Genomic DNA, 13,412 nt, shown 5'->3' on the forward strand with positions numbered 1-13,412 from the left:
TATATAAGGCAGTCAGTAACACTTCAATTACGGCCTATCTACTGAGGTATTGATGTTTTCGATTCACTTAAAGAATTTCGTGAAATGACTGCAAATCGTTTTATGATTACCACGTTATCGCCGTCTTTGTTACATTTTTCACTCCCTACATAATTAAACGTGTTTTAGTGATATTCAGAACTTGGTAGGAAAGTGTCTAATATTAGGAGGGTAAACAGAATAAAAGTTGTCTGGTGTAATGTTTCTAATCCAAGTAACCAGAAAAAATAGTAAGTGTTCCTTCTCACCCTGCTGCTCCCAAAAAGAGAAACAGGATGGGGAATCTTATGTTATACTTGAAAGGTTGATTTAACCAAAAGTAAGGAGGAATGTAACAATTTGAATATAGCATTTATAGATCTATAGTCACCAGTACAACCAGAATAGGAGTAACTTATACCATGAGAAAAATCATTCAACGTACATTTTTAATGACGACTTTAACCGCTCTTCTTACGATTCCTTTAGTCTCAACCAACATGACCATATCTGCTGCGGGTTATAAGCTACTTCCTAAGCCAGAATGGACATATCATGTACCGTCCGATACGACCACACAAATACATAGTAAGAACAATTATTACACTGGGAGAGTCGTTTTTCCTATTGTGTCAGAACTGACTAATCTAGAAACCGCATATACATTCTTGTATAAAACAGCTCGTTCTGCCGGCAAATCTAAAGCTGTAAATTCAATACTCGCGATAGATGATAAAACAGGAAAGCAAAAATGGATTCACGACTCACCTATGCGCTATAATTCTTTTGACTTGGATGAGGAAGGTAATGTCTACTATTATGATGAGGTAATGTCTGGTAACAAAAAGGTATACAAATTAATTGCCCTGGATTCCAATAACAAGCAACGTTGGGTCAAAACATTCAAAGAGCATTTTCAATTCAATATACTGGAAGATGGTCGTATAGCAATAGTTACGTTCACCAAAGAAACTAGCGTAATCACAATTTACAACCAGGAAGGCAAGCAGCTTATCAAAACGGAGTTTCCTGGTCACATGCGTCATATTCAGGGCAACTACGTCGGATTGATTAATTCTAATGCACCGAGAAACACGACGACCATTGATATCTATTCCATATCCACTGGTAAAAAGGTTGTTTCTGCTGTCCAACCGCAAGATCACGTCAATATCGTGCATGCTGACTTTGAAGTGCTCAGTGGCGGCACTGTGATTGTTCCTATATACGATGCTAAGACGGAAGTAGAAACTTTACACGGCTACAAGCCTAACGGGGAAGAAAAATGGACCAGACGTTTGCCTAAGCCAGCACAAGATGTCGTGTACGGCACAACATACGCCCACGGCATGTATGATTCTATATATGTATCCTTAGGAAATAACTACTTGATTCAAGAAAAAAATAAGCTTAGTTTATACAATACTAACAATCAATTGATAGCGACCAAGACATTTGATGATTTACCTGCACAAGGATTGCTACAACAACTCAACGATCACAGTATCGTCTTTGGAGCCACTGATAAATCACAAGCCTGGTATGATTCAACTAAACCAGAGCCGAAGAAGGCCGTCTACTACATTCTAGATTCGCGGACATTAAAAGTAAAAAACACCCTTGAACTCGATGAAGCTCTTTTCCACCAAGCTGATATTCGTTTTCACGATGCAAACACATTCTATATTCACATGGGTGAAACGATCACCAAATACGTTTTAAAATAACCTATGCAAGCTTGCACATTCAACTGAATAATGACGTATGCCCTAGCTCCTTGATAAGAGCTAGGCATACGTCGTTTTTTTATTAGGGTATTTCATATTAGCCATCGGGTTACTACTCGTAATCCCTCATCCCCCGTCAATGCATCTATCCAACATATTGAAGAATTAGCTGGTATAGCGCTATGGAAAGCCCTAGAAGACTCGCCTTCATTTTTGATGGATGGTATCTCTCTCGGTTTGATAAATATAATAAAATCAATAAAAATCCAATGGGAAGCGATAGCTGAAAGTCACCTTCTGATGAACCATAGGAATAGATTGGTGTAACGAGTGTACTGATCCAACAGTAAAAGAAAACGGTAAAACGTCTTGTCTCTAATTGTTTACTCCACCTTACTAACAAGAGTATAATGATGATCCCAATAATTGTGAGTTGTAAAGGGGGCAGAACAATAGCAACGTTCCCAAATTTGAATTCCATTCTGCACAGTCCTCCTCTTCATAGTCATTCGTAACGTACTTTCCGAATAGTCTGTTATATATCATATTCCTCCTACCTTATGCGTACTAATGGAAATGGATTTGATAAATGGTGCTTAGACTTTCTTATATGTTGATAAAACGAGCCTTTCATTAGTATAGATATCTGAAATGCACAATCAAAAAAAACCTCCACTCAGGAGGATTTTGATTTATCCAATTAAATCAAACCTTTGTAATACAAGCTATCATTAGGGAAAACTGCTACTGTCTGAAAGTATAAATACCGCATTTCGTCTTCTTGATTTTCTGTGCACATTTCTTTGAACCATTCATCTTGCATCGTTTACTTCAGTCTTAATCATACCTAATTTCAGTTCGCCAATTCCAATACCAGGTTCAATCAACATTTTATACATAGAATGTGATATCCTTATTTTGTTTTAAATATCTATTATATACCAATATATTTTTCGGTCAACAGGATTACCTGAACACGTGCATTGTAGAATTTTTGATCCAGTATAATCTTATTATATTGTCTCTTATAGAAATGAAATTACATATATAACCAAGAAGCGCAGATTAACAACAAAAATATCCCACCACACATATATTTATTGATTACAACCGACCAATTGTAACGACCTTCACCTCTTGCTCCTTCACCAAATCCTAATGCAATAAATGCAATTCCGAGTATCATGCCGATCCAAGCAACAGAAGCAATCAGCCCTCCCATCATCTACACAACCTCCACTAATCTTAATGTTATAGATTCCCGTACCCTAGCCAACTCATGCATGAACTTACTCTATTATTGTAGAGTGGAATCCCATCTGGATTGATCCAACCATACAACTCTTTCATACTGTTTGGTCCGAAATCATTCAGTTTGTAATCATCAGATACACAACATTTCGATACTCGTACTTCGAACTCTTCTTTACCAAATAACAAATAAGTGATGCTCGCCTTCACACGATTGATATCGTTAGATTTATAGAAAGTGTCGCGCACTGTCTTTATTTCACCAGAACTTCGGATGTGCTCCTTAAACGCATTTACACAAAGCAATGAATCTAGCAGGTCTTCTGCAGATAGATTTTGAATGCTTTCAGACGATTCAAAGGCAGTGGTTAGCTTTTTGTACTTACCAATGACGTCCGAGAAATTATGATGCCCTCTTTCATCGTGGAAGTTATGTATTTGATTTCTTACAAATAGTTTAAGGTCTTCTCCTCTACGAATCGGATGTTCCACACCCTTAGATGTTCTTCCTTGCATAGGGATATCCTTGATGTAGTTCATAAACCTGTGAATCTCCAAACGTAAAGGTAGTACATCGTCTGAAATAAGACGTTTGTTCACAGACAGGTACTCCGACTCCAATTCTTTGAAAGCCGACAAGAATGTTTGGTATTTACGTTGAACAGTTTCTACATATAAGTTAGGGTTCTTCTTTTTACGCCCCTGCCAATTACTGTTTGGCAACTCAACGAGTGAAATACCTTTCATCTTGTCTTCATACTCGCCTTTTGCCTTTTTCATTACAGTTTCTGCTTCTTCGTACTTGGAAAGCACGTCAGATTTTAACACTGCGGCATTATCCCAATAATCAGCAAAAATATCCCTTACACGATCGAAACCTGCATGGTCTTTATCTATCGAGACATTTAGTTCATTATTTGTGAGTATCCCACTTCCCGTTAAGTTTGAAGAACCAATAAATGCGATATCCTCAAAGAGATACAGCTTGGGATGGAAACGAGCCGAAGTGAAATAACGGACAAACACGTTACGCAAACCCAACACTTTACGCAGTGCTTTTGAGGAAGTCGGGAACCCCAGACGAACAACCAAATGAACTTTACAACCATTCTTAACTAACTCTTCTATGTATTCATGTCTCGTGAAAAAGGCTGAAGCGATAAATACGTCTGTATTTTTGCTGTGCTTATCTAGAGCTAGGTATAACCCATCTTTGTACTTTCCTGAATTCGAATAAATTGATGTTTCGTTCATAATTTCTTCCTCCATACTCAGATAAGAGCAGACGGAGTCTACTCTTTCTTCACCAACAAAGTTTCATATAGGTATGCTCTGATAATCCTGTACTTGCTTGTAGTCATAAAGGTGTATTTTTCTACATCAACAACATAATAGTATTTTCCTGAAACAATATATTCCCTTTATGCCATTCATTTGGTTTGATTCCTGCTTTAATAAATATATCATATGTCCATCTACATAATACACCATAGAAGCTTGCGCTTACTGGAGATACTAAAAGGTAGAAATAAGGTACTAACAAAGATTAAACATATGATGCATATGATGTGTTTCTGGAAATTTAACGTTTGGATAAATGAGAGCATGTTAATTTCGTCATTTTGGCACAAGAAAGAACTTGTATCGATAAAATAAAAAACCCGTTCATTTTCAGCTCATGAAAATAACGGGGGATAAAAGTTTAATCTTTACAAAACGAATTATTCTTTATTTTCTTGTGCATTCTTGATTACTAAAATTGTTACTTTTTTGTACCGTATGCTTCAAGCTTTCGTCGTACATTTCTTCCTTCTCTTTTTACATGCGACCTCAATGTTTTTTTGACTATTCCATTAAATCGGTTACTGCACCTTTGGAAGCAGAGGAAACTAGTTTGGCATATTTACCGAGCACACCGGATTTTACTTTCAGTGGCGGTTGTACCCACGCTTGTGCTCGAGCAGCTAGCTCTTCTTCTGAAACCTCAACTCTCATCTCTTGGATATCGCTATCAATCGTGATAATATCACCATTTCTAAGCAAACCGATCGGTCCACCGACTTGTGCTTCAGGTGATACATGACCGACTACAAATCCATGTGAACCACCCGAGAATCGACCATCTGTGATGAGGGCGACTTTCCCGCCGAGCCCTTTTCCTACAATGAGTGCTGTAACGGAAAGCATCTCAGGCATACCAGGTCCACCCTTCGGACCACAATAACGTATGACCACGACGTCTCCTTCTTTAATTTCATCATTCATAATCGCTACTGTCGCTTCATCCTCGCTGTCGTATACCTTTGTGGGACCGGAAAACTTCTGTATCTTCATGCCTGACATTTTGGCAACAGCGCCTTCAGGAGCGAGGTTTCCCCGAAGTACAACTAGAGGTCCGTTTGGCTTAAGTGGATTATTGAGTGGTCGTATAATCTCTTGATCATTTTCAAGTGGAGCAGATTCCGCTAAATTCTCCGCTAACGTTTTACCCGTTACCGTGAGGCAATCTCCATGAAGTAATCCCTCAGCAAGCAACAGCTTCATTACTCCTGAAACACCGCCGATATCATTCAAATCCTGCATCACATATTGGCCACTTGGCTTCAGATCTGCCAAATGAGGAACACGCAAACGAATGCGCTCAAAATCATCTAAGGTTAAATCGACTTCTACCGAGTGCGCAATAGCTAGCAGATGGAGAAATGCGTTAGTTGATCCCCCCAGAGCCATAACAACGGTGATCGCATTCTCAAATGCTTTCTTCGTCATAATGTCTCTTGGATAGATTTCCTGTTCAAGAAGTGAGATGACCTGCTTACCTGCTGCTTCGCATTCCAATGCTTTATCCGCCGAGATTGCTGATGTCGAAGAAGAACCAGGCAAACACATACCCATAGCCTCTGCAGCCGCTGCCATCGTATTAGCGGTATACATCCCCCCGCAAGCCCCTGGACCCGGGCAAACACTACATTCGACCTTATGCAACTGTTCATCTGTTATTTTGCCATCCTGATATTGACCAACGGCTTCAAAAGCTGAAACGATATCTACGTCTTTACCGTCGAGATTACCAGGTTGAATGGTTCCTCCATAGACATAAACGGAAGGAATGTTCATTCGTCCAATAGCCATCAAACATGCAGGCGTATTTTTGTCACAACCACCGATCGCAACAACGCCATCAAAACGCTCGGCTCCAGTCACAATTTCAATCGAATCAGCTATCGCTTCCCGACTTGGGAGTGAGAACAACATCCCGCCATGCCCCATTGAGATCCCATCCGAAACGGTAATCGTATTAAAAATTAGTGGAGCACCGCCGTTTTTACGTGCGCCCTGCTTAGCTTGCACCGCTAAATCATTAATGTGCATATTACACGGAGTTACTTCACTCCACGTACTCGCTATTCCGATCATTGGCTTTTTAAAATCCTCATCTTGAAAACCAACTGCACGCAACATTGCTCTGTTCGGTACCCGGTTAGCACCTTCACTGATTACCTTGCTTCGAATACGAAGATCTTTTTTATTTTCCATGTCACTCACCCCTCATTTCAAAGTATATCGTTCAGTTCCTGCATCGGTCTGATAAAATTTTGTTTCATTAGATTATGGGCATCGTCACTATTTTTGCCTTCAAAAGCTTTAATAATCAAATCATGCTCTTCGACTGAAGCTAGTGTAGCCGTATTAGGTTGTTTTAAAAACACATATTTAAAACGCCTAATGTGAATCTGAAGAGATGCATTAAATGTGGCCACATAAGGATTATCTGAGAGCTCCACAATATAATTATGAAATAGCTCGTCCACCTCCATAGCCTGATACACTTGACCATTTTTAATAGAACTTGCGAATTCTAAATTTAATGCTCTTAATTTCTCGATCTGTTCTGGAACAATAATTTCAGCAGTGGTTTCAGCAGCTAAAGCCTGAAGAGCCGCCATCGTTGAATACATCTTAAAAATATCGTTTTTCTCAATACACGTTACTTTGGTTTCTTTTCCTGGATGCATAGATACGAGACCTTGAACTTCGAGTAACTGAAACGCCTCTCGGATCGGTGTCCGGCTGACTCCAAGCGATTCAGCTATTTCCGCATCAATAAGCTTCTCACCTGGTTGAAGTGTTCCATCAATAATCCATCGTTGTATCTGTGAAAACGCTCGTTCTTTTGCGGACATACGGACGGGTAAAGCAAAATCTTTAGGAATAGGCATGGTTTTCAACCTCATTACAATTATTCTTATATGCAATATATCGCATACACGATTGAGAAGCAATTATTATTTCATTTTAGCTCTCACTATCTATTCCGATCTCGGTGCCACTTATCATCTCCCATTATTCTATCAATAATATGATGAGCATCCCAAACCGCCGCCATCTCTAATCCCTCACACTCTTTGCGATCCGAAGGTCTGATTTCTCCCAAATGATATATCGAGTACTCTCCTGATATCCTATCCATAATGCATGCAGGTGGGGGCCAAGCCTCATTTTCATCCAGAAAAGCACGATTCCCAACGACTGGCCAATTTCCTGATTTCAGAACATGATCATACACACCCACAATAAACTGATACTTCTCATCTTTCGGTAACTCATCTATAGAGTCACTTATGTGATCGTAGATTGCAATGCTGGCGTCTTTAAGCCTTCTTCCAAAGGAAAACTTACCGTTAGGCAAAGGTATAGCATAGATATCACCCAATTTTATCCGATTAATTTTTGTCTTTTTCAAGGTTATTCAAACTCCTCGTTGCAGCTCTCATAAGCTTATTGATCTTCTTATTATGCGGAGAAATGCCATAAAGCTATTCGCTGAAATAATATTTTGAGCTTAGCGCCGCCATGTGTTATAATCATTTACTGTTCTCTTCCTCGTGTTTCTACTTCTTTGATATAAAATCACATTCATTTGCCTTCTCTTTTATTTGCTAAAGTACTTGCTAACGAATTTGTAATGATTAAATAAAAAAACCGCTAAATTAGCGACTTTAATGGGAATATGTTCTTGTCGCTCGACAGCATTCCTAAGAGCCCCGGCGATTATAGCATAGGTGTATTTTCCCAACTTGTTTTGTCAACTTTAATATTTTCTAAATTGATTCGGCGACATTCCCGTCCGTGATTTGAAAAATTTAGAGAAATTGGCCGGATATTCGAAACCAAGCTTATAAGCAATAATAGAGATCGGTTCTGAAGAACCGGACAGTAAGTTTTTGGCATGATGGATGATCTGATAATGAATATGTTCTTGTGTGTTTTTTCCTGTTTCTTTCTTTAACAGATCACTTAAATAGTTGGTAGAGTACCCCATTTCCTTCGCAAGCTCTTTCACACTGGGTATACCGTTCTCTCCCAGTTGATGCAAGGTGAAGCTCTCTTTTAATATTTGTTCTAATCTGTCCACCAGATCATGATGAATCGTTTTACGGGTAATAAATTGTCTCCCATAGAATCGCTTTGCATAGTTAAGCAATACTTCAAGATTGGAAACAATTAAGTCCGTCGAATATATATTTATATTCTGGTTGAACTCCTCAATAAGGATATGCACTATTTTGGTTACGATATCCTTCTCCTTCTCTGATACATGAAGCGCCTCATTCGCTGCATAAGAAAAGAAAGAATACTCATCCATTTTGTTTCCTAATGAACTTTTTCTAATCAAATCTGGATGAAAACATAGCATCCAACCTTCCGAACTGCTATCACAAGGATCGTAGTCAACCGTTAATAACTGTTCTGGCGCTACGAAGATCATACTTCCCTCACTAAAGTCATAGTGGCGACGGCCATATTTGATATTTCAGTTCTCACCGTTCTTTAATGATATCGTATAAAATCCGTTGATAAACTGTGTGTTCTGGTGTACCATCCTCGGATTAAATTTATTGAGTTCTATACATGTTATCAAGGGATGTTTAGGTTTGTCATAACCCAAAAACTCATGTAAGGAAGAGATCGAATCAATTCGGATCATTTCGTTCATTGTATCCCCCTTTTAGGGTTAGAATTTAATTCCCGTCATTTCCTCTGAACGTTTCCATAATTCTCTTGAAATTGTTTCATCATAGGATCGTTTGTTAGATTGGTGTGCAACGTGATACCCTCTCATATTCATTATTCCTGATGGTCCATAAAACTCCCCAGCTTTTGCATCTTCATCAAAAGCAGCTCTAAGGGTAGGTAAAACCCCCATATTCACATGCTGAGCAAATAACTTATTCAATCCTCTCATGAGAGCCGAGTGTCTCTGTAATTCTGTAGCTGTCCAACCCGGATGTGCAGCAGTGATTCTTGGATGATTATCTTCTTTATTTAGCCTTCTTGCAAGCTCATACGTAAAGTGAAGATTTGATAATTTACTGTCACCATAAGCTTTCATAGTATTATATTTTCTCGTTTCCCAGTTCAAATCTTCAAAATTGAGATTTCCCTGCGTATGACCTGTACTGGAGAGTACGACAATTCTTGATCCTTCTGTCTTTTTCAATAGCGGCATTAGTAAGCCAGTTAACGCATAGTGGCCTAAATGATTTGTTCCGAACTGGTTCTCAAACCCGTCAACCGTTTTTGAATAAGGAGAATACATAATTCCGGCATTATTAATCAGTACATCCAATCGATCGTAGTCTTCCTTAATTGAATTTGCAAAAGCTCTGATAGAATTAAGATTTGATAAGTCTAATTTTCTAACGTCAATATCAGCATTTTTGAATTCCTTTTTGATTACATTTACAACTTCTTTACCTTTATCTACATTCCTTACAGCCATAATAACCTTTGCGTTCTTACCTGCAATGATTTTTAAAGCTTCTTTACCAATACCGCTCGTTGAACCTGTTACAATAATCACTTTTCCTTGTTGATCAGGTATTTTGGTTGTGTCCCAGTGCTGTTTACTCATATTCGTCTCCTGCCCTTCTCTTCATTCATTGACTTCAACTCACATTGACTCAATTATTTTCTTAAGACTAGGATACTATTGATCAACAGCTTGGTACATATACGCATCCACTGCGGATTTATCCAAATCCCTGTATTAATTTTCTTGATCTCAGAGAATCTTTAAAGGGCTTCTATAATAAAAAAGGTCCCGACAAAATTACAGTCGACACCTTATTTCCAACCGAAATAATAATAATTGCAGTCCCTTTACTCTTTTGACAAAAACTGCTTCGGCCAGGGCTTCACAGTAAATGTTACACTAAGTTGCATTTTACAGCTTTTTCACCTTAAAGGCGGAACAGATACTCAATACGTCGCTTTTGGAGTAAACTGACCTTGATTCTTTAGAGAATAGTTAAAAAAACGAAGAATAAGTTCATTTTGAGTTTCAATCGCGTAATATTTATCGATATCTGCTTTTCCGCCCTGCAATAGGTTTGCCAATATGGGCGAGAATAAAGGTAGATCGGTTAAACTTAAATGTTTTGCGCCTATAAAATGAACGTTATACGCACCTTTAAAATTTTTATTCGAAATTCTATTCGCGATATAAGGAAGATACGAAGAGTTGCTGTCGAGTTGTACCCACACATCATCCGAATAAACGTTAAGGAGCGGGATGGTGTACGCTTCGGATTTTGCAGTTAATTCGTTCGTGACTTTATCATACAGTAGCTCGCTAAAGAACGGAGCATCTATATTTACAACGGCGTCAATGTCATCGCGTTCTCTGCTCAGTGCTATGCTTGCCGCCCCCCCCATAGAATGACCGAACACACCTATTTTCTGTGTATCGATGCGTTCATATACTGAATCTTTATCTTGCTCGGCTTGTTCCAGAATCGTATCTATGACAAAATCCATATCATCCGTTCGCAATTTCATCCATTTTTGAGTGAGTTCGAAAAACTCATCAAGTAAATAACCCCCTTCTTTATTTGAATTGCTGACTTCTTGCATGTACTCGGAATTAACCGTCACGACCTTTCCATCCTCCGAGACGGTATAAAAAGAATGATACGGATGATCAATAGAAACGACAACATAACCGTGGCTCGCAAGTTCTGTAAAAGTCGAAGTATTGCTTGTTTTAATACCGAATGCTCCATGGGAGAACACAATCAAAGGATAGGTTCCTTCTGCTTGTTCAGGATACCAAAATTCCACATTAACAAACCGATTCTCATCTTGATCCGTAAATTCTTCGATACGATTCTTGTCCACATAACTGTAAGTCGTGGTCGTCACTGCATAAGGACCTGTCACTTGCGGCGGCCTATACTGTGGAAAAAGTAAAACAGGAACAAGAGTAAGGACTATGGTTAATGCTAACAAAAGGAATTTCCATATTGTAGAAAAAGATTTGTAACGCGGAGTATGTATGTGTTTGCGCAGGAGTGCTATGATTTCCTTGAACGCCAATATAAAAAGCAAGCCTTGAAACAACCCCCAAGTGAAATCCCATACAACAACTTTCCCAAAAATCAGCATCATAAATCCTATAAACATTATGATTCTCGTCCAACTTTTTATCTTGCTTCGGCTTTGCTTAGCTACAATGGAATAAACGACATTTGCCAGTTCGAAGACCAACGTAATAACAAGTATTAAAATCTCCATAAGACTTCTGTGCTCCTCCTTCAACTTTTTATGAGTTCATCATAATAAATGGAGAAGAAGGTGTATACGCATAAACGATAAGCTGTAGCTGAGAGCCAACAAGTTGTAAAAATAACGCAAAAGATATGTACTTACGCTGCGAATACGACTTTGTTGGGGAGCGTTTTCTGTATATTTTCTAAACCTCTTTTTTAAATGATTTTAGTCTTTGATTGATTTTTTGAGCTTCCTTTTTGTCATTCTTATAGGTCAGTATACGAACGATCCCGTATACTGCGGCAATTTGCAAAGCCAATAATAGTATGCCGAAAGTGCCGTATACGAGATCTAATAACACAGCCAGAGAAATTAATAGAAATTCCAGAAAAAAGAAATGTAAAATCACCCGGAGTCGCATTTTATTCTCGCTAATTGCATGCGGGGCATATAAAATGATTCCAGTTAAAGCACCAAGAAAAGAGAAAGCCATAATTGTAAAAATCGTCTTTAATTCGAAACTTGCATCAGGAGCATAGATTTGTCGTAAAATCGCGATGATTATAATGATGGAGGCAAATATAATTAAGAAATCTCTAATCATTTCTTTTAAGAACTCGGAATATTTCATATTGATCCCCCTTTTTTTCATAATCCAAGCATACGTTTAAGAATTCGCACATACTGCCGTGATATGACTACCTTCTCCCCGTTATCCAATAATGCTTGAAAACGGCCGCTGATCGATGGATGAACACTGGAAATCTTAGTTATATTTAGAATGGTGGATTTGGAGGCGCGAAAACAATGTGTCTCTTTGCAAAGTTCCTCCAGTTCATAAAGCTTTTGTTTGACTTCATGAACGTTGTTCTTACAATATGCAAACACTTTTCCGTCAACAGCTTCAAAATAATAAATATCACTAATTTTGAGGCGGCTAATTTTATCCTCATGATAACCAAGTATTATGAACGTTTCGGTTTTTATTTTAGTAACAAGGTCATGTATTTCTTTGTCTACTTGGTGACAGCTGATACGGATTTCTTCTTCTTTTGTATGATCTATAATGTCGATGAAAATTTTGATGAAAATCACCCTCGAGAAATTAAAATTATAACTTATTAACGTTTATAACGTGATTCATAAAATAAAAACGCGTAAGCTTCTACTTAAGCAACTTAATTCCGAAAAGAGGAATTCGATTTGGTAACCGCAGGACTGGCTCTTCTCACCCATCTGGTAAGAGAGTGTCATGCTCTAATAATTTTTCATTTACTCAGTGCTCCATTCTTCAGATCATTAAATAAATTCTCCACTGATATAATTTTCCCCTTTTAATTATCCATAATTGCCTACAATCAACATTCTTAAGGAAACAGATAATCTAATCGACATTGGTACTTTGTACCATTTTCTTAATCTATTCAGCAATAGGACTGAGTTCTTTCCTTCTAGGTAGAAAAACTTCGTTTCTGATATAAAAAATGATATTTAAGTGATGTTATGTATTAATATGCTTTTGTCTGGCCACATAAGTTCGCTTATGAAAATGCTCAAATAATAATTACTTAATCTCAAATGAAACAAATTTCTTGTCGTTGGACATCAGGTGAACCACTTGTGTGTCTTTTTCTTTTCTCTGTTGAAGACTATCTTAGTCACCTATAAGAAGATCAATACTTAAACTTAATTATCATCTATTAGGATATAGAAGCGGATTAACCCCTTAAGTTTGGACACATGCTCTCTTAATCTCCATCTTTCATAGTTTTTCAATTTACAATCGAACTGCCTCAATTGGAATGGGCTGAATCAGGTTCTGGTTGTAGAAATCCAAAGGAGCCAGGTCCTTAATACTGGAAT

11 protein-coding genes are annotated in these 13,412 nt (G+C 38.1%); 1 reads left to right on the forward strand and 10 read right to left on the reverse strand.

Annotated features, from left to right (window positions below; translation table 11 throughout):
• Positions 1-440 precede the first annotated feature (440 nt).
• On the forward strand, positions 441-1,745 hold the full coding sequence (locus AB4Z30_RS28770; protein WP_434751011.1) for a hypothetical protein: 1,305 nt from the start codon (positions 441-443) through the stop codon (positions 1,743-1,745).
• A 1,039-nt stretch (positions 1,746-2,784) separates the two neighbouring features.
• Here AB4Z30_RS28770 and AB4Z30_RS28775 read toward each other — a convergent pair.
• The 10 genes from AB4Z30_RS28775 to AB4Z30_RS28820 form a co-directional block, all read right to left on the reverse strand.
• Entirely contained in the window at positions 2,785-2,970 is a 186-nt protein-coding gene (locus AB4Z30_RS28775) for a hypothetical protein (RefSeq protein ID WP_434751012.1), read from the reverse strand.
• Between the two features lie 26 nt (positions 2,971-2,996).
• Positions 2,997-4,250, reverse strand: coding sequence for a phospholipase D-like domain-containing protein (locus AB4Z30_RS28780; protein WP_441931060.1), 1,254 nt, complete (start codon positions 4,248-4,250; stop codon positions 2,997-2,999).
• Positions 4,251-4,841: 591 nt separating this feature from the next.
• Positions 4,842-6,533, reverse strand: coding sequence for a dihydroxy-acid dehydratase (ilvD, locus tag AB4Z30_RS28785; RefSeq protein WP_441931061.1), 1,692 nt, complete (start codon positions 6,531-6,533; stop codon positions 4,842-4,844).
• Between the two features lie 17 nt (positions 6,534-6,550).
• Positions 6,551-7,216, reverse strand: coding sequence for a GntR family transcriptional regulator (locus tag AB4Z30_RS28790; protein ID WP_441931062.1), 666 nt, complete (start codon positions 7,214-7,216; stop codon positions 6,551-6,553).
• An 86-nt stretch (positions 7,217-7,302) separates the two neighbouring features.
• Complete coding sequence (locus AB4Z30_RS28795) at positions 7,303-7,740, reverse strand: Imm26 family immunity protein (protein WP_441931063.1); 438 nt, start codon at positions 7,738-7,740, stop codon at positions 7,303-7,305.
• A gap of 348 nt (positions 7,741-8,088) precedes the next feature.
• A complete protein-coding gene (locus AB4Z30_RS28800) occupies positions 8,089-8,766 on the reverse strand; it encodes a helix-turn-helix domain-containing protein (protein ID WP_441931064.1) in 678 nt (225 codons plus the stop codon).
• Positions 8,767-9,012: 246 nt separating this feature from the next.
• On the reverse strand, positions 9,013-9,912 hold the full coding sequence (locus tag AB4Z30_RS28805) for an oxidoreductase (protein ID WP_441931065.1): 900 nt from the start codon (positions 9,910-9,912) through the stop codon (positions 9,013-9,015).
• 347 nt (positions 9,913-10,259) lie between these two features.
• The gene (locus AB4Z30_RS28810) at positions 10,260-11,573 is read right to left on the reverse strand and encodes an alpha/beta hydrolase (protein WP_441931066.1); all 1,314 of its coding nucleotides are present in this window, start codon (positions 11,571-11,573) and stop codon (positions 10,260-10,262) included.
• 178 nt (positions 11,574-11,751) lie between these two features.
• The gene (locus AB4Z30_RS28815) at positions 11,752-12,180 is read right to left on the reverse strand and encodes a DUF3021 family protein (RefSeq protein ID WP_441931067.1); all 429 of its coding nucleotides are present in this window, start codon (positions 12,178-12,180) and stop codon (positions 11,752-11,754) included.
• Between the two features lie 17 nt (positions 12,181-12,197).
• A complete protein-coding gene (locus AB4Z30_RS28820; protein WP_441931068.1) occupies positions 12,198-12,644 on the reverse strand; it encodes a LytTR family DNA-binding domain-containing protein in 447 nt (148 codons plus the stop codon).
• Positions 12,645-13,412 lie beyond the last annotated feature (768 nt).

Source organism: Paenibacillus sp. 2TAF8, assembly GCF_052114825.1.
GTDB lineage: Bacteria > Bacillota > Bacilli > Paenibacillales > Paenibacillaceae > Paenibacillus.

Bases quoted from the DNA above. Each gene is read 5' to 3' on its own strand.
- AB4Z30_RS28790 (WP_441931062.1), bottom strand. From the start codon at position 7,216: ATGCCTATTCCTAAAGATTTTGCTTTACCCGTCCGTATGTCCGCAAAA.
- AB4Z30_RS28815 (WP_441931067.1), bottom strand. From the start codon at position 12,180: ATGAAATATTCCGAGTTCTTAAAAGAAATGATTAGAGATTTCTTAATT.
- AB4Z30_RS28805 (WP_441931065.1), bottom strand. From the start codon at position 9,912: ATGAGTAAACAGCACTGGGACACAACCAAAATACCTGATCAACAAGGA.
- AB4Z30_RS28780 (WP_441931060.1), bottom strand. From the start codon at position 4,250: ATGAACGAAACATCAATTTATTCGAATTCAGGAAAGTACAAAGATGGG.
- AB4Z30_RS28775 (WP_434751012.1), bottom strand. From the start codon at position 2,970: ATGATGGGAGGGCTGATTGCTTCTGTTGCTTGGATCGGCATGATACTC.
- AB4Z30_RS28810 (WP_441931066.1), bottom strand. From the start codon at position 11,573: ATGGAGATTTTAATACTTGTTATTACGTTGGTCTTCGAACTGGCAAAT.
- AB4Z30_RS28800 (WP_441931064.1), bottom strand. From the start codon at position 8,766: ATGATCTTCGTAGCGCCAGAACAGTTATTAACGGTTGACTACGATCCT.
- ilvD (WP_441931061.1), bottom strand. From the start codon at position 6,533: ATGGAAAATAAAAAAGATCTTCGTATTCGAAGCAAGGTAATCAGTGAA.
- AB4Z30_RS28770 (WP_434751011.1), top strand. From the start codon at position 441: ATGAGAAAAATCATTCAACGTACATTTTTAATGACGACTTTAACCGCT.